This window comes from Microcystis sp. Msp_OC_L_20101000_S702 (assembly GCF_007095705.1).
Classification (GTDB): Bacteria; Cyanobacteriota; Cyanobacteriia; order Cyanobacteriales; family Microcystaceae; genus Microcystis; species Microcystis ichthyoblabe_A.
In genome coordinates, this window is sequence record NZ_SFBO01000205.1 from 1 (window position 1) to 22,219 (window position 22,219).

At 42.5% G+C, this 22,219-nt stretch carries 19 protein-coding genes and 1 pseudogene; 12 read left to right on the forward strand and 8 right to left on the reverse strand.

What is annotated here, in order from left to right; translation table 11 throughout:
- On the reverse strand, positions 1–402 hold a 402-nt coding region (locus EWV60_RS20890; RefSeq protein ID WP_287234446.1), incomplete at its 3' end, for an RRXRR domain-containing protein.
- A 266-nt stretch (positions 403–668) separates the two neighbouring features.
- Here EWV60_RS20890 and EWV60_RS20895 point away from each other — a divergent pair.
- A complete protein-coding gene (locus EWV60_RS20895; protein ID WP_287234449.1) occupies positions 669–1,340 on the forward strand; it encodes an MBL fold metallo-hydrolase in 672 nt (223 codons plus the stop codon).
- A 259-nt stretch (positions 1,341–1,599) separates the two neighbouring features.
- The gene (thiL, locus tag EWV60_RS20900; protein WP_287234451.1) at positions 1,600–2,568 is read left to right on the forward strand and encodes a thiamine-phosphate kinase; all 969 of its coding nucleotides are present in this window, start codon (positions 1,600–1,602) and stop codon (positions 2,566–2,568) included.
- A gap of 3 nt (positions 2,569–2,571) precedes the next feature.
- On the opposite strand, the gene ffh is transcribed toward thiL, so the two are convergent.
- A complete protein-coding gene (gene ffh / locus EWV60_RS20905) occupies positions 2,572–4,008 on the reverse strand; it encodes a signal recognition particle protein (RefSeq protein WP_002755848.1) in 1,437 nt (478 codons plus the stop codon).
- Between the two features lie 632 nt (positions 4,009–4,640).
- Between ffh and EWV60_RS20910 the strand changes: the two are divergent.
- Positions 4,641–4,839: pseudogene (locus EWV60_RS20910) on the forward strand (hypothetical protein).
- Between the two features lie 165 nt (positions 4,840–5,004).
- Complete coding sequence (locus EWV60_RS20915) at positions 5,005–5,181, forward strand: hypothetical protein (RefSeq protein WP_002739752.1); 177 nt, start codon at positions 5,005–5,007, stop codon at positions 5,179–5,181.
- Positions 5,182–5,240: 59 nt separating this feature from the next.
- Here EWV60_RS20915 and corA read toward each other — a convergent pair whose 3' ends face one another.
- The 5 genes from corA to EWV60_RS20940 form a co-directional block, all read right to left on the reverse strand.
- Positions 5,241–6,401 carry a magnesium/cobalt transporter CorA gene (gene corA, locus EWV60_RS20920; protein WP_002755845.1) on the reverse strand — a complete coding sequence of 387 codons (1,161 nt, stop codon included), beginning with the start codon at positions 6,399–6,401 and terminating at the stop codon, positions 5,241–5,243.
- A gap of 91 nt (positions 6,402–6,492) precedes the next feature.
- On the reverse strand, positions 6,493–7,770 hold the full coding sequence (locus EWV60_RS20925; protein ID WP_002755843.1) for a recombinase family protein: 1,278 nt from the start codon (positions 7,768–7,770) through the stop codon (positions 6,493–6,495).
- Between the two features lie 407 nt (positions 7,771–8,177).
- Entirely contained in the window at positions 8,178–9,293 is a 1,116-nt protein-coding gene (locus EWV60_RS20930) for a universal stress protein (protein WP_287234458.1), read from the reverse strand.
- Positions 9,294–9,374: 81 nt separating this feature from the next.
- The gene (cobJ, locus tag EWV60_RS20935; RefSeq protein ID WP_287234461.1) at positions 9,375–10,820 is read right to left on the reverse strand and encodes a precorrin-3B C(17)-methyltransferase; all 1,446 of its coding nucleotides are present in this window, start codon (positions 10,818–10,820) and stop codon (positions 9,375–9,377) included.
- Complete coding sequence (locus tag EWV60_RS20940; RefSeq protein ID WP_002776743.1) at positions 10,817–11,545, reverse strand: Uma2 family endonuclease; 729 nt, start codon at positions 11,543–11,545, stop codon at positions 10,817–10,819. The genes cobJ and EWV60_RS20940 overlap by 4 nt, the downstream gene beginning before the upstream one ends.
- Positions 11,546–11,916: 371 nt before the next feature.
- Here EWV60_RS20940 and EWV60_RS20945 point away from each other — a divergent pair, with 371 nt between their 5' ends.
- The 5 genes from EWV60_RS20945 (at position 11,917) to EWV60_RS20965 (ending at position 17,017) form a co-directional block, all read left to right on the forward strand.
- Positions 11,917–12,624 carry a DUF8619 family protein gene (locus tag EWV60_RS20945; RefSeq protein WP_002740014.1) on the forward strand — a complete coding sequence of 236 codons (708 nt, stop codon included), beginning with the start codon at positions 11,917–11,919 and terminating at the stop codon, positions 12,622–12,624.
- Between the two features lie 166 nt (positions 12,625–12,790).
- A complete protein-coding gene (locus EWV60_RS20950) occupies positions 12,791–13,222 on the forward strand; it encodes a DUF29 domain-containing protein (protein ID WP_287234464.1) in 432 nt (143 codons plus the stop codon).
- A gap of 61 nt (positions 13,223–13,283) precedes the next feature.
- Positions 13,284–16,220 (forward strand): NACHT domain-containing protein, encoded by a 2,937-nt coding sequence (locus EWV60_RS20955; protein ID WP_287234466.1) that lies wholly within the window; start codon positions 13,284–13,286, stop codon positions 16,218–16,220.
- A gap of 243 nt (positions 16,221–16,463) precedes the next feature.
- Positions 16,464–16,688 (forward strand): DUF433 domain-containing protein, encoded by a 225-nt coding sequence (locus EWV60_RS20960; RefSeq protein WP_002745983.1) that lies wholly within the window; start codon positions 16,464–16,466, stop codon positions 16,686–16,688.
- Positions 16,685–17,017: a DUF5615 family PIN-like protein gene (locus tag EWV60_RS20965; protein WP_012266891.1), complete on the forward strand. Its 333-nt coding sequence runs from the start codon at positions 16,685–16,687 to the stop codon at positions 17,015–17,017. Before EWV60_RS20960 ends, EWV60_RS20965 begins: the two co-directional genes overlap by 4 nt.
- Positions 17,018–17,324: 307 nt before the next feature.
- Here the strand turns inward: EWV60_RS20965 and EWV60_RS20970 are convergent, their stop codons facing one another.
- Complete coding sequence (locus EWV60_RS20970; RefSeq protein WP_004159326.1) at positions 17,325–17,531, reverse strand: type II toxin-antitoxin system HicB family antitoxin; 207 nt, start codon at positions 17,529–17,531, stop codon at positions 17,325–17,327.
- Positions 17,532–18,514: 983 nt separating this feature from the next.
- Here EWV60_RS20970 and EWV60_RS20975 point away from each other — a divergent pair.
- From EWV60_RS20975 to EWV60_RS20985, 3 genes are all read left to right on the forward strand, one after another.
- Complete coding sequence (locus tag EWV60_RS20975; RefSeq protein ID WP_130757843.1) at positions 18,515–19,252, forward strand: septal ring lytic transglycosylase RlpA family protein; 738 nt, start codon at positions 18,515–18,517, stop codon at positions 19,250–19,252.
- A gap of 396 nt (positions 19,253–19,648) precedes the next feature.
- The gene (locus tag EWV60_RS20980) at positions 19,649–20,350 is read left to right on the forward strand and encodes an ABC transporter ATP-binding protein (protein WP_287234470.1); all 702 of its coding nucleotides are present in this window, start codon (positions 19,649–19,651) and stop codon (positions 20,348–20,350) included.
- 124 nt (positions 20,351–20,474) lie between these two features.
- Complete coding sequence (locus EWV60_RS20985; RefSeq protein ID WP_002754613.1) at positions 20,475–22,136, forward strand: NAD(P)H-quinone oxidoreductase subunit 4; 1,662 nt, start codon at positions 20,475–20,477, stop codon at positions 22,134–22,136.
- Positions 22,137–22,219: the final 83 nt, after the last annotated feature.

Below are 22,219 nucleotides of genomic sequence, written 5' to 3' on the forward strand. Positions count from 1 at the left end.
TAATTTTCCTTGTCTTCTATTTGAAAATCGTTTTTGTCGATGCGCTCTTAGATTAAAAGGAAGTTGGCGGTTAATCCGTCTTCCTCTACGTCCTCTTCGCATTAACCGTCTATTGTCCATGCGCTCTTTTACTCGTTTAAAAGGAAGTTCTAAGTGAGCCTTCCAAAGAGTAAAAAGAGAGGATTGAACGCCAATTCCAGAGAATAATTTACCCGGGTCAATACCAATGGCAATCGGTTGGGTTTTGTTATCGGAAGGTTCATCGGTTAGCTGGACATAGAAAATACCTAAGTCGTTGAATTTACCGATAGCTTTTCCTTCCTTAATCCACCGTCTGGCCCGACTGGGTTTAGTGGGCATCAACGGCTTTCCGTCTTTTGAGATAACAGGAACTCTTGCCATGGAGATAATCCTTAAGAGTGAAGTTAAAGTCCCTTACCGCAACACAATCAAGATGTCTTGTCTAACAACGCTTTACCAATAAAGCTTAGAGGGAATCCGAACTAGGGAAACATTCGGAGGTCTGTACCAGATTGTGTCTCGATGCGGTAGTCTCTACTTGCGTCGCCTAAATTGGTCTAGGCAAGACCCGTCGCTTTTATGGCTGGGTTAGTGACCGATCGTGCTAAGTTATAAACCGCATTGATTGTGATTTGGATAGGCAAACCATGCGATCGGAAACCGAATCGTCTCCTTTAGAGGTTAGCAAAACCACAAAACCCCCTCGATTAATTCTAGAAGGTTTATACGCTTTCTCGCCTAATCGGGAAACCCTAGGGGGAACCTCTTATCTTATTGTAGAAAATACTGGCAATATTCTGGTGGATTGTCCTGGCTGTGACGAGAGCGAGCGGGATTTTCTCCGAGAAAAGGGAGTCCGTTACTTATTTTTTACCCATCGCGGGGGTCAGGGTAAACAGAGCGATTCTCTGCAAAGTTGGCTTGATTGTGAGATTATTCTACAGGAACAGGAAGCCTATCTGCTTCCTCACCGTCAAATTACCGTTTTTCAGCAGCAAATCCAGTTATCTCCCACTTGTAGCGGTTTTTGGACTCCTGGCCATTCTCCCGGCTCCTCCTGTCTCTACTGGCAGCGTCACGGGGGGGTTTTATTTACCGGTCGTCATCTTCTCCCCGACACCAAGGGTCAACCGCAACCCCTACAGACCGCGAAAACTTTCCACTGGCCGCGGCAATTGCGATCGCAAAAGATCATTTTAGACCGTTTTAGTCCAGAAACCCTCTCTTATCTTTGTCCGGGGGCTAATACCGGCTTTCTGCGCGGTCGGGGAATTATCGATCGCGCCTACGAAAAAATCAGCGCCAATCCTCTTAACTAGGGTTTGCTGAATAAATCTAAAAACCTTGTTGGATAACGCTTTTAGACTTTTTTTCCCTCAAAAAGTGCCGACCATTGGAGTGATTGGGGGGAAATTTTAGGGACTTTTTCCCTGAAAATTAGGTAATTGACCACCTGAAAATGGATAAAACCCTACACCCCACACCCCACACCCCACACCCTACCCCCACGAAAAACTTTTTGCCGCAAACCTTAACTAAAGACTTTTTAGAAGCTGCATCGTTCAATTCCCAGAAATTATGAATTTAACCGTTAAAGATTTGGGTGAACAGGGATTGCTACCGATTCTGCAAAAATATTGTCCTGCGGAGATTATCGGTGATGATGGGGCGATTTTATCGATCAAAGAGGGTTACTCTCTCGTCGTCACCACTGATGTTTTAGTTAATAACGTCCACTTTAGCGGTATTACCACCTCTCCGGAAGATGTGGGCTGGCGAGCGGCGGCGGCTAATTTATCCGATTTAGCGGCTATGGGGGCGGAACCCCTGGGAATTACGGTAGGATTGGCTTTAACTCCCAATCTAGCCATCGATTGGCTAGAAGGACTCTATCGGGGTCTTAGCTCTTGTCTGCAAGTATATCAGACGGCGATCGTTGGTGGCGATGTCTGTCGGGCCACGGAGATTAACATCAGCATCACTGCCCTGGGACAAGTGGCAAAAAATGAAGAAATTAGACGTTTTAACGCAAAAGTTGGCGATAGTATCGTTATTACTGGTTATCACGGTTTATCGCGGGCCGGATTAGAGTTACTCTTGCACCCTGAAACCGGGAGGAATTTAAATTCCTCCCAAAAAAAGCGATTAATCCAAGCTCATCAACGGCCGCGACCGAGACTTGATTGCATACCACATTTACAAAAAATTGTCAAGCAATTTCCCATCGCGGGCATGGATAGCAGTGACGGGTTAGCAGATGCTATCATCCAAATTTGTCGCTGTAGTGAGGTTGGTGCCGAAATCGAGCGGATTCCCCTGCATCCAACCCTGAAAGAATATGTAGGAGCCGAAAAAGCTCTAGAATGGGCTTTATACGGCGGTGAAGATTTTGAGTTAGTTTTGTGTTTACCCCCGGACAGTGCCAGAGAATTGCTGGAGAAAGTGGGGTCCGGGGGGGCGATAATCGGTCAAATCGTCCCCGGGAGAGAGATAAAATTGGCTGACGGTAGAAACCTCAGTTTAAGCTCTGGATTTCAACATTTTTAGCCTCTATAAATCGCCAAAACCTTTCTTTTTCTTGATTTTCTTCGGTTTTTTCGGGCTGCCACCTTGACCGCGGAACCCCGGTTGATTGCCACCCCCAAACATTCCGCCACCCATCCCGGGCATCCCCGGCATAGCGGGCATTTGTCCCCGTCCCATCTGTTGCATCATCGTTCGCATTCTGGTGAAATTAGCAATTAGTTTGCTAACTTCTGTTTCTGGATGTCCCGAACCTTTGGCAATGCGACGACGACGATTAGGAGACTTAGCCAATAAATCGGGGTTAGCGCGTTCCTCCGTGGTCATGGAATTAATCATCGCTTCCGTGCGTTTTAACTCTTTTTCGCCCTTTTCGATGTCTGTCCCGCTCAGTTTGCCCAGACCGGGGATTAACTTGAGGACTCCCCCCAGGGAACCCATATTTTTTAACAGCCGCATCTGTTTGAGGAAGTCATTAAAATCAAACTTAGCCTCTAAAATCTTGGCCTGCATTTTGGCCGCGTCTTCTAGGTCTAACTGTTCCTGGGCTTTTTCCACTAGCGTCAGGACATCACCCATATTGAGGATGCGACTGGCGAGGCGATCGGGATAAAATGGCTCTAAAGCTTCTACTTTTTCGCCAACCCCAACAAATTTAATCGGTTGTCCCGATATTTGGCGCACTGATAGGGCTGCCCCACCGCGAGTATCGCCATCAAGTTTGGTGAGAATTGCCCCCGTGATGCCAATTTGTTGGTGAAAAGTGTGGGTGAGATTGGCCGCTTCCTGACCGGTCATGGCATCCACCACTAATAAAGTGTCGTCGGGGTTGACAATTTTCTTGATTTGTGCTAGTTCGCCCATCATCTGGGTGTCTATCTGCAAACGACCGGCGGTGTCGATGATAACCGTATCTACGCCCAATTCTTTGGCTTTTTCCACACCTTGACGGGCGATATCGACGGGATTAGCCTGAGAACCCATCTCGAAGACGGGAACATTTATCTGTTTACCGAGGGTGATTAATTGGTCAATGGCCGCCGGACGGTAAACATCGGTAGCCACCATCAGGCAGCTTTTGGACTGTTTGCGGAGATATAGGGCTAATTTGGCGGTGGCGGTGGTTTTTCCTGTCCCTTGCAACCCGGCCATTAAAATTACGGTGGGGGGTTTATCGGCCTGAGCTAGGGGAACGTTGCTTTCCCCCATAATTTTAACTAATTCATCATAGACAATTTTGATAAATTGCTGGCCGGGATTGACTCCGGAAATCACTTCAGCACCGAGGGCTTGTTTCTCGACCTCAGCAATAAATCCCTTGACTACCTGTAGGTTAACATCTGCTTCTAATAAAGCCCGCCGGACTTCTTTGAGGGTTTCTTGTATATTGGCCGAGGAGATTTTATCTTGACCTCGTAATTTTTTCCATGCGTCTTCTAAGCGGTCGGCCAGTGCGTCGAACATAGTTTCGGAATTAAATTTTTAACTAGATCGATTTTATCTCAAATGTCGGGGGAAGACCCCCGTTCTTACCCTGTCATTGGTCAGGGATCGGCGGCAAAGTTCGATCGAATGTTAAACTGAGTCTGTCTTAGCTTCGGAAGTATTCGATCGCTGCAGGAATCGATTCAAGAGAAAACCGAGGAGCAGGGCCTTAAATTCCAGGTCGTCAGTGAACTGTTTGTAGAAGTTGAAAGGTTCATCTGATTAGCTGGAAACCCTATCCGGCAAAGGATTAATTCAATTTAGATCTGGAAAAAAACACAAAAGACTTATCTGGAAGCTGTTTCAATCCTTTAAGCTCCTGATAAACCGCCGAGAAGCATACCAAACTCAGAAGAGCCATAATTATTCTCAATTATAAAAATTGAGATAGTTTGTGCCGCTTAAATAAAGAGGTTTTGATAACCAAATTAAAGCATATCTCAAGAGTTTTGAGTTAAAAGTAAAACTTCAGGTTTTTATTTATGACAAATGTACCTATTAACTAATTTTCCCAAAAAATTAGTTAGCCTATAATCATAACATATAATTAATTTGCAAGAGTTCTAATATCCGAATTAATTATCGAAGCTGGGGGTTCTTCTAAGTTCTGTGTGATAAGTTTAACTTACATTATGATCGATCTTTGTGTCCTCTGTGTCTGGAGTGGTTCCTTCCACTCCCGCGCCAGCAGGGCTGTATCTTAGAATACATTTTACCCACCAAATCCAAGAGAGCCATCTCTCTCCCCAATCCTTTTACTGTTGCCTTTTCCAAGAGTGCGAGAGTGCCTCATCTCAACAAGCAATTTAAATTCGCAGGCAGCTTATCATCTAACCCTGACATTAGCCAATTTTGTTAGATCAGAACTTTTTTAAGAATTATGATCGGCCTATAATAGTAATTGTAGTCACCCCTATCCTTTAGGGATAATTCTTGGTTTAGGGTTGATGTCCTTCAGCGCAAGCGAGATAGGTTATGAAAATTAGCGAACTAGAAAACTACTTGGCTCAGATTAAGTCAGAGATTGGTGACATCGATATCGTCTATCAATGTCGTAACCAGCACTATAGTTGGTTGGACAAAATTAGAAGCCATCAACTGAAAGTGTTAAAAAATACCGCAGACACTAAATTATTGATTTCTCTGCAATAGCCATTTTCTCTTGCTAGATGCCAGCAATGCCATAGAATCCGCCTAATCTGCTTAACAGTTTATCTTTTCTTCCCTGTCGATAGGTTCTTAAACCAGCCGCGTCGCCAAAAGAAAATGATTAAACTGAAAGCAACGGTTAGCATCAACACCCAGACGAACACATAGCCCCAATACCATTCTAATTCGGGCATATTATAGGGGGATTTATCAGTATCAAAGTTCATGCCATAAATACCGACAATGAAGGTGAGCGGGATAAAAATCGTCGAGATTACCGTTAAAGTTTTCATAATCTCGTTCATTTTATTACTCACGGAAGACAGGTAAAAATCCATTAAACCATTGGCAAATTCCCGGTAATTTTCGATAACATCGAGGATTTGTACTACATGGTCATAACAGTCCCTTAGATAGGGTTTAATGGTTGTATCGATGACAATATATTCATCGCGTAAAAGCGCATTGAGGGTGTCCCTTTGCGGCCAAATTGCTCGTCGCAGGGAGAGTAATTCCTGACGCAGTTGGTAAATTTTTGATAAAATTTGTTCCGTGGGACTAGCTAAAATTTCGTTTTCTAACTCCTCGATTCTTTCTCCGTAGGACTCTAAAACAGGAAAATAACCGTCAATAATTGCATCCCAAATCGCATAGGCTAAATAACCCGATTTTTGCTGCCGGATGGAACCTTTATTTAAACGGATTCTTTCCCTAACTCCTTCCAAAGAATCGTATTGTCCTTCTTCCTGCACGGTTAAAACATAATTCTTCCCGACTATTAAACTGATTTGTTCTAACAAAAAACTCTGATGATCGGTCAGGATGGCCATTGGCACTATAATTAAAAGATAATTATCGCATTCTTCTACTTTTGGTCTTTGGGGAATACTGACTATATCCTCAAGGGTTAAGGGATGCAAATGAAAAATTTCCCCCAACTCTTGCAGTTTATCTTCATTACCCAAACCGACGATATCAATCCAAGAGATGGAATCATTGGATAAATATTTAAGACAGTCTTGAGGTAAAAGATTATTAACTCTAGTGGCTTGTTGGGAGTTATAATTAACTAAAAATATCTCGGTAGCAACGGCATTTTCATCGATGGTGATTAACCCCGGCATCGTCCCGGGTTGATTATAGTGATAATCGTAAAGGTGGGGTTTTGTCTGGGAGGATTTTCGCCCTTTTTTATACCTAGTTAATCTTTTGTTATTGCTCATAGTTGAGATCGATCGCTGTTTGCCTTTTTCTTAGCATTGATCGCTCAAACATTCCTCAATTTTTAGCTAACTTTAAGATTGTCCCAGACTCTTAAAAAACGAAGATTAAACGTAAATGCCAATTATTAGCCGTTTCCCTCTCGATTTCGATGCGACGGATAAACTCACGAAAATAAAAACGGCGCTCTATTTCCGATAAATCTCGCCAAAATTGCGGAAAAGCAACGGCACGAGCGATAATAGTCAGGTTATCGGGGGGTAATTGGTCTAAACGTCCTTGAATCTGCGCGATCTCGTTTTTCAGTTTATAGGCCCGTAGATTAGCCGTTTCTTGATCTAAAATTCCCGCCGCTTCTAGGGAGGGCAATTGCGACAAAATATCGTTTTTTTGCCCTATTTCCTCGCTCATTCCCCGTTTGATCCCCTCTAAATCCGGTAAAGATATCTGAGCGATCGTCGGTGGTAGGTCTTGACAAATGCGCTCGATTGTGCTATCGAGAATTTTCTCATAAGCGATCGCCGAACATTTTTTTGTCCGGGGACATTGCAAAGGTCGCAAATAGAGGTATTCTGTGCCTTTTCCTCGCGCTGTCACTTTGGTAATCGTCATCCCCGATTGACATTGATTACAGACGACTAAACCTGCTAAGGAACGCGGGGCGCTGGCACTGCGGGGGGGTAATTTGCGATTATTTCTCAGGATGCGATCGATCTGGGCTGCTTCTTCCCGGGAGATAATCGGGGTGTGGGTATCGGGGATAATATCTTGACCGAGATAGCACAAATCGCCGCGATAAACGGGATTGGTCAGCCATTTATGGGCAGTAGCTACCGATATCTTTTTACCGTAGCGTTTTTCTAGATAGCGCACCGTGGAACGCAGGGAAGCGGAAATCAAAAAGCGATCAAAAAAGTCTTTGACTACTGGCGCGGTACTGCGATCGAGTATATAACGCTCCTTGCCACGACGATAACCGTAGGGTGCTTTTCCGGGGGGAGGTAAAGCTTGCAGACGATTGCGAGCGTGACCTGCTTTTAAACGATTACTTAGTTCGTTTTTTGATATTTCTTGCAGAATCTTGGCAAAATTCAGCTTATAATCTGGGTCTTCCAGGGCAATTATATCTATGTCGAGGGCTTCTAAGGATTGTAAAATTTTGCTAACTTCCGTGCCATTGTCTCCTAATTCTGCTAGGCGATGCAGGATCAGCAGTCGGGGGGGAGTCCCTTGACAATCGCAGAGTAGTTGCTGCCGCTGTGAGCGATCGCCAAAATCCTGATACACTTGTTCGGGAGAATAGTCCCAAATCGAGGCATCGGGAGGACTATCGATCAGGGGGTTAGTATAGGTGTAGGCGATAATTTTCATGTTTTGCCGAAATCCTCCTATAGATAAACTGTACTATATTTAAACCGCGTCCTGAAAAGTTTAGTACAAATGATCGAACTGCCTCGACCCAGCCTCCTTCTCACCGATCATAGACAGTCTTAACCAATAATTTAGATAGTCAACAGCTTATAAGTAGTGGGACTTAAAATCTTGAAACCTGTTGTTAGTAAGTAGTCGTGCAAAATTAATTTCCTAGTCGAGACAGGAGACTCCGAGACAGGAGACGGGAGACAGCTATTAGGGATCGGATTTGAGTTTTCAGTTCTCTGTTTGCTCACATCAGCAGAAGTCTCACGGAGTAGTGGCTTAGATGTGTAATTAATTTTGCTTAGATACTTAGAAGGAAAATTCTTTCACCACTTCGCTGGTAAATAGCAGAGCGGTGGTTATCTTTTCACCCCCTTGCCTCGCGCGTCTTTAACTGGTACTTTTGGATCGGTGGCGATGATGTGAAGATCGATATTTTTCTGCCAGATCAGGCGCATAAGTTTTTGGGTGAAAGAACCTTTGATGAAATGCTTCCAGCGCGATTGAAGGCTCTCCCCAATTACAATCTGGGTGATTCGTTCCCGCTCGGCTACCTCTGCGATCGCTTCAGCCACCTGATAGCTTTTAACCCGTAAGAATTTCCCCTCGAATTCCCCACATAAACGTTGGCAGGTTTCGATATGTAAAGCCTCCTCTCTGGTGAGAAAGCGATCGGGGTTATCGACGAAAATCACGAAAAATTCCGCGTTCATATACCCTGCTACCCGCGCTCCTCGACGTAATAATCGTAAAGAGTTGGGATAGGTGGAAACACAAACTAATACCCGTTCGTGAACGGGACAGGATTGACCGATAAATGTCGAATTACTCGCTTCTTCTTCTACTGTATCGGCCACTTCGCGCAGGGCGAGTTCCCGTAGGGCGATTAAATTACGCCGTTGAAAGAAATTATTTAAAGATGGTTGGATCTTTTCCGGAGCGTAGATTTTTCCTGCTAATAATCTTTCCTCTAGGGTTTCGGCGGTGACATCTACCACAATCACTTCATCAGCTTCCTCCAAAATTCGATCGGGTATTCTCTCCCGCACCACCACCCCGGTGATCCTAGCAACCAGATCGTTTAAACTCTCGATATGCTGGATATTCACGGTAGAGTAAACATCGATTCCCTGGGACAAAATTATCTCTACGTCCTGAAAGCGTTTCTCTCGCTCCGAACCGGGTACATTCGTGTGGGCCAATTCATCAATCAGACACAGCTGCGGCGAGCGGGCGATAATCGCTTCCGTATCCATTTCCGAGAGAGTGAATCCCTCTTTCTCTAGGATTTTTCTTGGTACGATTTCCAATCCCTCGGCTTTTTCGGCGGTCTCTTTTCTGCCGTGGGTTTCGAGAAGTCCAATCACCACGTCGGTTCCCTGCTTTCTGAGGCTATGTCCCTCCTCCAGCATTTTGTAGGTTTTCCCGACTCCAGGGGCCATCCCGATAAAAATTTTATGTCTTCCCCGTCGCACAATTGTCTCCTTTTTGGCAACTTACCTTACAGATTAAGATAATTCGATCGTAGCCGGGGGGATTGAGTATCATTAATCCTTTTAATAGTGACGTGGAGTATAAACCCATTGTTTTGTTTTACCTTGCCCAATAAGGCGAGTTTTACTCGATCCGACCAAAATTATAGTCCGCATATCCGCATCTTTAATAGTCATATCCTCTAGGAATTTCACCGTCACTGTTTCCCCTTTTCGCCCTAAATTACGCGCTAGTACCACGGGAGTTTGCGGCGATCGCCATTGTAATAAAATCTCTTTTGCCTTCTCCAATTGCCAAGTGCGCTCTTGAGACACAGGATTATAAAATGCGATCGCTAAATCGGCCCGGGCCGCTAACTCAATACGCTGAGAAATCACTTGCCAAGATTTGAGAATATCCGATAGGGAAATCGCACAAAAATCATGGCCTAAAGGTGCGCCAACCCTAGCAGCCGCCGCTTGCATGGCCGAAATCCCCGGACAGACCTGAATGGCCACCTGCTGCCATGCCGGTTTTGCTTTTTTTTCTAATACCTCAAACACGGCCGCGGCCATGGCATAAATTCCGGGATCTCCGGAGGAAACTAAGACAACCGATCGCCCCTTAGCCGCTAAATCTAGGGCAATTTCCGCGCGATCGAGTTCCACCCGATTATCCGATTCGTGGCGGACAATTTCTGGTTTTCTCAGGGATTCTACCAAATCCAAATAGGTTTTATAACCCACCCAATCCGTGGCTTTTTCCAACACTTCTCGAACTTCCGGCGACATCCAATTTAGCGCACCCGGTCCAGTTCCGACTATGGCTAATTTACCTTGACTTTCTTGATCCAAATCCCCCGGGGACAAACCAGATTTTTCCTTAATTTGCTGGCTTTCTTCACAGAGATAAACTAAACAGTTACTGCTAGGTTTTGCCAAGTTTAAGTTATTTTTATCTATAATCTCAATGCTCAATTTTGCTGCTGATGAAATTGGTAAATTACTATTTTTTAACCAGTCCGCTTCACCGATTAATTTTACTTTTTCACCCGCCAATAAATCGGACAAAAACTTCTTAGCATCATCGGGATTAACTAACTGATAACCCGGGGGTGGCGATAATAAAGTCGTTTTAAATCTAATATCACCAGTGGTGGTAATTGCGGGGGAAATTTGCCAAACCGAGGCAATTTGACGAGCGAGATCATTAACCCCTTGTAAACCCCCCAACAAAGGCACTACGGCGCTGCCATCTTCTGCGATTGCTAATACAGGCGGTTCTTGCCATTTATTAGTTAATAAAGGTGCTAAAGTGCGAATTAAAATACCCGCCGCACAAATGCCAATAATTGGCGTTCCCGTCTGGAAAAATTCTCGCACCGTTTCGCCAAAATTAGTATAGGTAAAATCAGCCGAATGGGTACGATCTATTAACCCATAAACCACTGCTTCCGGTAGGGCCATTTGCACTTGACGAGCAACGGGGAGGCTGGTTTCTCCTAAAATGAGAATAGCTGGAGGTTTCATTTGGCTTCCCCTGACTGCGTTGCAGTTAACTTTTGGATAAATTCTTGATGTTCTACCGAGTTAATTCCAGCTTTTAAGATGTCTAACACCCGTGACATATTGCCGTTGAGCATGGCTGAAATATCTAACCACAAACCCGGAAATACTAGAGAGCAAATCACTCCTTCTTGGTTGGGTAACAAAGAAATATAATCGCCATTTTCTAAATTAAACCAATCAATTTTTTGGTCAAATACTTGCCAAACAAGGTATTCTTGAATGCCACTGCGTCGATAAGCACGTTTTTTATCACCTAAATCTATGGCGGCACTACTAGCGGCAATTTCTACCACTAATTCCGGCGATCCTTCTAGGTATCCCTCTACACTTAGGGTTGATTTTCCCCCGCTTTCTTGACTGATTAATAACACCCCATCCGGCTGTAGTTCGTTGTCGATATCCAAGCGAACTGTTGGCTCAATACCCATTTGTACTTGGGGGGTAGCAACTTTGTATGTCCATAGCCAACCAACAAGATTGCCGTGGGGTTCAGCATGAAATTTAAACCTTAATGGGGATGCCATATACACAACTCCTTCGATAAGTTCGGCTTTTTTTAATCCTGGCATAGCTTGATAACGGCGCTCGAATTCGGGACGAATTAAGCGGTCCCCATTTTCTAAAGGGGGTAAATGTTGAGTGGTTACAGTCTGAGAAGTTAAGGATTTAACTGGGGAAGAAGTCATGGTGGCAGTCTTTGGGAACAAAACAGCATTGGTTTTATTATAGATTGTTTCATTGGACTTCTTGAGGGATTTAACTTTTAACTGAAATTTCGCCGGAAGTCCTGAGCTTTTAGCGATGGTATGAATGGCGACCAACAGATAGACAATTACCCAAAACTATACCATTTATCTTAGTGATGAGGTACAAAATTTTCCTTTTGGGAAGTCGGTAGTCGATACCAAATTAGGTTACACTTCATCTAGTTATGAGAAATGCTGTCATAACTGATACAGCGAGCCTAAATGAAAGGTAAACGTCCTCTTCTAGAGCCTACCCATTCACGAGTCAATTAGGCACACTATAACTAATAACTGATAATCGATAACTGATAATGTTGGTTCCCCTTACCCGTCAATCGATCGAGCAAATTGTCCCGATTATCGCCACAGGTCCCCAGTACGCTCACTATTGGGGTAAATGGTCTGATTTTCTGCGCCGTTTATTTATTTCTATCATCGCTCTCACCGCAGCTTGGTTAATCGGTAATTTATTCGGCCCAGGTGGTTTAACAATTAAACTGATTTTCGACATTATCGCCGGTTTATATTGGCTCTGGGGTCCGGTTTATTGGGCCAGTGTTCGCAATAATACCTATCGTCGTCTTCCCTACGGGGGATTTTGGCGCGGTCGCGTTTTCGATGCTTTTGTAACCGAGGAATTAATCGGGGAAGAAGAAAGGGTCAATAAACGCGGGGAATTAGAGATTATCGAAAATCGCCAACGCTGTATTAATCTAGAAATCGGTGATCAAACTGGTTTTTCGGCGATCGTTCGCGCTCCCCTCAAACGCATTCATAAATCGATCCGTCCCGGAATGGTGGCCGAAGCTTTGTTAATGTCTCGAGATCCCGATTTAGGGGATATCAATCAACTTTCTGATGTCCATCTTCCCCAACTCGACCAGTGGATAGGGGAATATCCTGTGCTGCGACGGGATATTTTTCAGCAAGTTAGTCGCGAATTGGGAGGGGGAAAAGAACCCCGGCCAAAACCTTCTCGTTATTCTAATAATGTCATCCGAAGACGCAAAACCCGTTAATGGTTCGGCGATCTTTGAAAAGATACCAGTTTCCCGGTCATCAATTAATCATAATTTACAGATTTTGGGTAATTTAATCCTTGTTTTTGCTGTTTTTGAACCATCAAAAATTAATTATGCAAGAGGTTCAATATAATGTTAATTGAGCTTAGAAGGAGATAAATCGATGACGGCATCCTATGAGCAAGACTTTGGACTTTGGGCCGAACAAATGGCCGATTTATTAGCTTCCGGTCGGTTTTCCGAGTTGGATATTGAGAATTTAGTCGAAGAGGTGCGGGATTTGTCGAAACGGGAGCGCGATCGCTTACTTGCTAGTCTCAGATTAATTTTGCATCATTTATTAAAGTGGGACTATCAACCTCAACGGCGATCCAGGGGTTGGTTGGGAACTATTCAACAAGAAAGAGCTAATATTAGGCTTTATTTGGACGATAGCCCCAGTTTAAAGCGATATTTAACCGATGAAAGCCTATTTAAACTCTATGCTGTTGCTTGTTGCGATGCCTTTAGAGAGACGGGATTAGAGTTTCCCCCAGTTTGTCCCTACGGTATTGAGGATATTTTAAATCGTTCTCTTCATTTGTCGGAACGATAGACGAAAAACGATTAAAGTTGGTAAGCTTAGATAGTATCCACAGAATCTTAAGTTTATCGCCATGGTTGACCCGTTAATTGTCTGGGGGGTTACTCAAGCCGCAGGTTCGCTTGTTCGTTCAGTAATGCAAGAGTTGGCAAAAGAGGGTGCAAAAGATTACGGAAAGGAATTTTTTAAAAACAGTCTAGGTAAAGTGTTACACTTACCTGAAAAAGATGTTCAAAAAGAAGCTTATGGCAAAGCAATGAAGGAGTTTTTAGAACTCTTTCAGCAACAGTTAGAAATGGCCGATCTGGAGGATGATCAAATTAAAAACTTTGAAAAACCTCTCAAGACTTTCATTAAAGATGACCAAGTTAAACCTATTTTAGGGGATGCTTTTGATATTGATTGTCAAATTCTTGATACTTTGACGTTAGCTCAATCTTGGCAAAGACTTAATTTATCGCCGTTACCTGCTGAATTTAACTGGGAAAAACTAGGTAAATTTTATTTGAGAAAAACTCAGGAAATTATTGAAAATTCTGAAAAGCTAAGAGCCGTTTTTTTAGTTAAGTTACAGAATAAAGATAGCCAAAATATTCAAGAAATAGCAGGAGTTAAAACAGATTATAATTTAGATAACTATGCGGAAGGCTTAAAAAAGGAATATGGCCATCTTAAATTAGAATGTTTAGACACAACGACTTATGAGCAAATCAAACTCTGGCGAATGTTTGTGCCGCAAAATGTGAGACGATGTAAACAGTTTATTCCTCAACTTTATGAATTACCTAAAGAAGTGCTGCAGGAACTTGTAGATAGGGGAGAAATTACTCAAGCGGAGTTAGAACAAATACAAGCAGAACTAGAACGAAAACGGCGAGAATATCTGAATGAAAAATTAGATCCTGTTTTGAATATCATCAATTCTTCTGAATACCGACGAACTGTAATTTTAGGCGATCCGGGGGCGGGAAAATCGAGTTTATTGCAGTATTTAGCTTTAAATTGGGCTGAAAAAGAACTCAGTCATCGTGTTTTGCTTCCCCTTCCTCTTTTGATAGAATTGCGTATTTATGCCAGAGATAAGAATGAAAAAAAGTGTAAGAATATTCTAGAATTTTTCCATCAAGGTAATCTGATTTGTCATCTCAATCAACTTGCTTTAGATGATAAGCTTAAAAAGGGTCAAGTTGTTGTGCTTTTTGATGGCTTAGATGAAGTTTTTAATCCTCAATTAAGAGAAGAAATTGTCACGGATATCAAACGTTTTAGTATTCAATATCCTCAAGTGCAGATTATAGTAACTTCTCGCTGGTTAGGATATAAAGCAGAAGAATTAAATCATGCTGGTTTTGAACATTTTATGATCCAAGATTTAGATAAAGATCAGATTGAAGATTTTATCAAACGTTGGCATGATTTAGCTTTTGAAAATCGAGATGATAAAACCCAAAAACAAGAACGTTTACAAAAGGCAATTAAGGAGTCAAAAGCGATTCGAGAATTAGCAGGAAATCCTTTATTATTAACGATGATGGCTATTCTGAACCGAACTCAAGAATTACAAAGATATCGCTCAAAACTTTATGAAAAAGCGTCAGAGGTGTTATTACATCAATGGGATTTTAAAACCAAGGAAGGATTAATTGATCCTGAACTGAAAAAATATCTTTACAATATTGATCTACGACATAAAAGGGACATTCTGCGTTTAGTCGCAAGTGCCATGCAAGCAGGAGAAAAAGGGTTAGCAGCTAATTTAATCTATAAGGAAGAATTAGAAAATGTTTTGACTCAATATCTTGAAAAAACAGAAATTAACAAACGAGTGGCTAGTGATCTGACTGATTTAATTATCAAACAACTGCGCTATCGTAATTTTATTCTTTGTTCTTTAGGTGGCAATGCTTTTGCTTTTGTTCATCGAACTTTTTTAGAATACTTTTGTGCTTGCGAGTTTTATGAAAGATTTAAAAACCGAGGATTCCCAGACGGAATTACTCTTGAGGAATTGAAAACCAAAGTATTTGGAGAACATTATTCAGATCCTGTTTGGAAAGAAGTTTTATGTTTATTGATGGGGATGCTAAGTGCAGAATTTCCCAAAGAAGTTGCTGAAGAATTAATTAACTATCTCATTGATATGGAGGAAAAAGACAAGGGATTTGCTCATCTTTTTTTGGCAGCAGATTGTTATGGAGAATTGCGAAACCAGTCTATTTATGTTGAACTAAGTCAGCGATTGTTAGATAGTCTTCAATCATTAACTAAATCGTCTTATAGGTATGCTGATACTGATTTTAAGGAAAAAACAGTTGCTAAAATTGGAGCAATTTGGCAAGATCATCGGACAGGATGGAGTGTTCTTCAAGCTATAGCAACTGAAAGAAATGTTTGGTATGTTCAAGATCAAGCTGTTATTCAATTATCTAGAATTGCTAAAATTCATTCTGAGGCGTTAGTTTATCTACAGGAATTTGCTAGACAGGGTAAATCAGAAGCAATTGAAGCTTTAGCAACCCATTGGCGAGATAATCCTCAAACTTTACCCATTATTCAACAACAAGCTAACAAGGGTAAAAGTCTAGCAATTCAAGCTTTAGTAACCCATTGGCGAGATAATCCTCAAACTTTACCCATTATTCAACAACAAGCTAACAAGGGTCAATCAAAAGCGATTGAAGCTTTAGCAAACCATTGGCGAGATAATCCTCAAACCTTACCCATTATTCAACAACAAGCTAATAAGGGTGAACATAGAGCAATTGAAGCTTTAGCAAACCATTGGCGAGATCACGCTCAAACTTTACCCATTATTCAACAACTAGCTAATAAGGCTGAAGGGGAAATTATTGGACTTTTGACGGCATTAGCTAGAATAACAATTGACTCGGAAATAGGAGCAATTATCGAAACAATATTAGCTAGAACGGATGTAGATGCTAAAATCAAAGAAGGTTTTCAAGAATTTCTTTACTATAGTAATTTCAGAGATTGGAGAAATCCCGATTAAGATAGCTAATCTGCTAATTTTGTAGGGTGCGTGTTTGCGGCTACTAATTCTGATGAAAAACCAAAATCAATAATCCGCACCCGACGCAGCAAATTTATTATTAAATTGGTGCATTATGCTTTCGCACTTCACACCCTAAGAGTGGTACGAAGTTGAAGTGTGATCGTTCTTGTCGGTGGGGTGGAGTGCGATCTCTGTCATCGAATAAGATATAATTGGGAAGGTAAAAATAGTTAAAGCATTATGAGTTACCAAAACATTATTACCATTGAACCTGGAAAACGAAGCGGAAAACCCTGCATTCGAGGAATGCGTATAACTGTGTACGATATTCTAGAATATTTAGCAGCAGGAATGACAGAAGCAGAAATTCTTGAGGATTTTTCAGAATTAACTTCCGAGGATATCAAAGCTTGTTTGGCTTTTGCTGCTGATCGAGAGAAAAAATTATTTATCACCTCTTTATGAAACTGTTATTAGATGAAAATTTGTCAGATCGGATTATTGATAAAATAATTGATTTATATTCTGATTCCCAGCACGTCAAGACTTTAGGACTGATCAATACTGATGATGCACTTATCTGGGAATTTGCCAAATTCAACGATTTTGTAATTGTCTCTAAAGATGCCGATTTTCATCAGCGCAGTCTATTATATGGTCATCCACCAAAATTTATCTATCTTCGTATTGGTAATAGTCCCACTGCAAAGATTATCGAAATTTTAAGAGGTTATTTTTTAATTATTGTTGAATTTTTTGATAGTGAAACAGAAAGTCTGTTGATATTAGGTTGAGTGCGATCGCTGATCTGGTAGGGTGTGTGTTTGCGGCTACCAATTCTGTTAAAAAACCAAAATCAATAATCCGCTCCCCACGCAGCAAATTTATTATTAAATTGGTGTGTTACGCTATCGCTAACACACCCTGGATTGTTTCAGTTAATTTGGTGTATTAGAAAAATGCTATAAATTCTATAATTTAAGACTTTAAGCCGAAATCTATTGCCCTATTTTAGCTGAAACAGTCCACTGCGTTTAATTTTCCAACCTATGCTTTTTAATGCTTTTAAAACTTGTTTGGCTTTCGTTGCTGACCATTGACTCATAGAGCAACAAATGATAAATTTAGGTGATTTTCTGGAAGTTCTCCCTGTTCAAGTTGATCGGCTAAGACACGCAAGGCAAGTGCTTGAACTTTAGCAATAGCTTCCTGTTGACTATTGCCATAGACTAAAACTCCCGGAAGTTCGACGATTTCAGCAATATATCGTCCATCTTCTTCTTGTTCTATGTCAATCTTATAATTCATTTGAGAATTACCTATGGGATGACCTGCTGTCTTGATTATATTAGATTTTATAGCCGCTCTTGTCGGTTGGATTGACCCAAGTAAACCCAACACACATTAGATAGGGTTTGCCGAAAAAGCTTTTCGTGGGGTTAGGAGTCAGTCCCAACGAAAAAATTTTCACCCCCACAGATGAAAGAGGTTTCTTTCCCTACACCCTACACCCTCTTTCCAGTCAGTCCCGATGAAAAAATTTTCACCCCCACAGATGAAAGAGGTTTCTTTCCCTACACCCCACACCCGTTCGGACATCGGCCATCTATATATATAGGGTTTGCCGAAAAAGCGTTTCGTGGGGTTAGGAGTGAGTATTCAGTATTCAGATGCGGGTTTTCAGTTCACTGTTCACAGCAAAATACTCCCCACTTCCCCACTTCCCCACTTCCCTATCCCTTTTAAACAGGATTTATTATTAGCCTGTATCAGCATTTCTGATTACGTTGTTAAGTTTGGCTAATAACACCTTATTTTTAGTTCCTTGTCAAGCCCCTATTATAATTTTTAATCTTTGATTCTTAGTCCGATTTAACATTGATATTAAAAATCTGGTTTTTTGTAGCGAAGAAAACAGTTTTATTAACCATTATCTGCAGCTATAGAGGGAAATCGGGGGGGGCTGATAATCCTTGAAAGCCTTGTCAATACTAGCGTTATTACCTTTCGAAATTTCACTAATTCCCCAAGTTTTCCTAACCTTGACCCCCTCTAGGAGACAAAAAATTAAAAACTTCCCATCTTAACTTGGTTCTTAGCGCAAGTCAACCCTTTATTTAAATTTTTGATTCTCTTGCCCGATAACGATATAAATTCTCGTAATGACCAACCAATTTTCCGTGATAGGGTTGAACAGAACGCAACCAAGTTAGCTTTGCAAGCAAAAAGGAATGTTAGCAAATTCCTTCAGCTTTGCATTGGGAACTTGCTAACGCACAATAAGAAGGTCTATGAATAAACAACTGATCAACAAACTACAAGCTGTAACCGCCCTTACGGTAGTGGGGACTACAGCCTCGATAATTTGTTCCCAGACAGCAGGACACAGCAACAGCTTGACGGATATTAGCGTAGGTCGTCAAACTGTTATCGAGTCAACTACTCAAACCGTTCTGTCCGCTTTTTCTAATAGTCGAACATCCGATTCAGATATTAAAGTATCACGTTCGGTTCAAGATAATGCTAACGAAATTCTAAAAACTTTGGAGTCCCTAGTGGACAAAGAAAATACCGTCCCGGCAAGCGTTACACCCCGAACCCAAGAGGCCATTCCTTCGACGATACAACCCCAATCACAACCCAATCAAGTCAAACCGGCCCCGGCCAGCAATCCTGCCTCAGTGACACCAGCAGAGAAGCCAAAAACAACCCAGGGGACAAAAACCAGCAGTCGCCCCCGTAAACGGGGAATGGCCTCTTGGTATGGTCCTGGTTTCCACGGTCGTCGCACCGCTAGTGGTGAGACTTTTAACTCTGGTGGTTTAACTGCCGCTCATCGCTATCTACCTTTCGGCACTAGGGTTAGGGTAACTAATCTGCGTAATGGGCGCTCGGTGGTGGTCAGAATTAACGATCGCGGTCCGTTTACTGGTGGTCGCGTCATCGACCTCTCCAGAGGTGCGGCAGCGATTATCGGTGTCTTCCAATCGGGAGTTGCCCCAGTGGTCTTGGAAGTTTTAGGCAGATAATCAGTTATCAGTTATCAGTAAACAGTTATCAGTAAACAGTAAGCAGTGAAAAGACAGCACTGTTAATGCTACTCAATACCCCTCACTCAATAATGCGTCTTGGAAAATTCAGTACAAATGATCGGGATTCCTCCTTATCCCTGACTTGAAAGAGGGTGTAGGGTGTAGGGTGTAGGGTGTGGGGTGTAGGGAAGGAAACCTCTTTCATCTGTGGGGGTGAAAATTTTTTCATCGGGACTGACCAAAAACTCACATCTGATCAGTGGTAACTGGTAACTGGTAACTGATCAGTGATCACTGATAACTGATAACTGATCACTGATCACTGGTAACTGATCACTGATAACTGGTAACTGATCACTGCTATAGTGATCCTATTGGGATTTGACGGGGTTTATGTTAGAAATTAACGATTTATCGGTTAATTATGGCGGAATAAAGGCATTACAGCAGGTCAGCTTAAGGGTAGAAACGGGGGAAATTGTCACCCTGATTGGAGCGAACGGAGCAGGAAAAACGACGACTCTAAAGACGATATCTCGGCTTTTAACGGCAAAGACCGGGCGAATAATTTATCAGGGTCAAGATATTACCCATTTACCGCCCCATGAAATCGTTAAACGGGGAATTGCCCATAGTCCGGAAGGTAGAAGAATCTTAGCTCGTCAAACAGTCTTGACAAATTTGCAGTTAGGTGCCTATACGAGGAGCGATCGCCTAAGAGTAAAAAGCGATATCGAAGAGCAGTGGCAACTGTTTCCCCGACTATCGGAGCGCCGAGAGCAGTTAGCGGGAACCCTAAGCGGTGGGGAACAACAGATGCTGGCGATCGCCAGAGCTTTAATGAGTCGTCCCAAGTTATTGTTACTAGACGAACCCAGTTTAGGACTAGCGCCGCAGATAGTGCGAGAAATCTTCAGTATTATCCGTAAATTAAATGAATCGGGAGTAACTATCCTGTTAGTGGAACAAAACGCCAATTTAGCCCTAGAAACTGCCAATCGCGGCTATGTTTTGGAAGCGGGACGCTTGACTATCGCGGGAAAAGCCGGGGATTTACTCAGGGATGAGCGGGTCAAACAGGCCTATTTGGGTTAATCGATGATGATACGCCAACTATAGATAAAATTCTATGGTAAAGGTAGGAGAAAAAATATTCACAAAATTTTACAAAGTCGCATAAAATGAACACATAACGAAATAGGTATTTTTTCTTACTGCCATGCTAACGGCTAACTTCCCCTGGCTCACTGCCATCATTTTGCTCCCCTTGCTTTCCTCCTTCCTAATCCCTGTAATCCCCGACAAGGAAGGAAAAACCGTTCGTTGGTTTGCTCTTGGAGTCGGACTAGCAGACTTTATATTAATGTGTTACGTCTTTTTACAAAAATATGATTTAAGCAACCCCAACCTACAATTAGTAGAAAAAATCGATTGGGTTCCCCAAATTGGTTTAAGTTGGGCGGTGTCGGTGGATGGTATCTCGGCACCGTTAGTTTTATTAGCAGGATTGGTGACAACCCTTTCTATCTTGGCCGCATGGCAAGTGGACCGTAAACCCCGTTTATTCTACTTCCTGATGCTGTTGCTCTACGCCGCTCAGATTGGTGTTTTCGTCGCCCAAGACTTATTATTATTCTTTTTAATGTGGGAAATCGAGTTAATTCCCGTTTATCTACTCGTTTCCATCTGGGGTGGCCAAAAACGTCGTTATGCCGCCACTAAATTCTTACTCTACACCGCCGCCGCTTCTATCTTCATCCTCGTTGCTGGTCTAGCCATGGCCCTTTACGGTGGTGGTACGATGACCTTTGACATGGCGGAATTAGGATTTAAAGATTATCCCCTCGCTTTAGAATTATTCCTTTACGCTGGTTTATTAATCGCTTTCGGGGTCAAACTCGCCATCTTCCCCCTCCATACTTGGCTCCCCGATGCTCACGGTGAAGCTTCTGCACCTGTATCGATGATACTCGCTGGTGTTCTCCTCAAAATGGGTGGTTACGGTTTAATCCGCCTTAATATGGGCCTTCTACCCGATGCACACATCTACTTTGCTCCGATTCTAGCGATTCTCGGTGTCGTTAATATTATCTACGGTGCTTTCGCTTCCTTCGGTCAACAAAACATGAAACGCCGTCTCGCTTATTCCTCGGTTTCACACATGGGATTCGTCCTTTTAGGGATTGCTTCCTTTACCGATGTGGGTATTAGCGGCGCTATGTTACAAATGCTCTCCCATGGTTTAATTGCCGCCGTCTTATTCTTCCTTGCTGGTGTCACCTACGACCGCACCCATACCTTAGCTTTAAACGAGATGGGTGGGATTGCTCAAGCGATGCCGAAAGTCTTCGCTCTCTTTACTGCCGGCGCCATGGCTTCCCTAGCGTTACCCGGAATGAGCGGTTTTGCCAGTGAAATTACTGTATTTATCGGTGTCACTAGCAGTGACGTTTATAGCCAAACCTTCCGGGTTGTGACTGTCTTCCTCGCTTCCGTTGGTTTAATCCTCACCCCGATTTATCTACTCTCCATGCTTCGTCAAGTTTTCTACGGAGATGGTTCTTCCTGCGATATTACTAACATTACCCCCAACAAAAGCAACGAACAAGCAGTTTGTTTTGGTACTAGCTGTGTCCTTCCTGACGAATCAGAATATATTGACGCTAAACCCAGAGAAATCTTTATCGCTGTCTCTTTCCTCGCTTTGATTGTCGCTATCGGTTTTTATCCCCAACTGGCTACCCGTATCTACGATGTGAAAACGGTGGCAGTTAACTCGGAAGTGCGTCAAGCTTACACAGAAATCGCCGCTACTCGTCAAAATATCTACGCTGAAACTCAACCGGACGTAAGCGCCAAAGTTGCCAGTATATTCCAATAAATTGGCAAGTCTAAAGTGAATAGGTTATCAGGAGTAGAAATTCTGCTCCTGATTTTTTTGGCGAGGAAAAAGATGCGAGCATT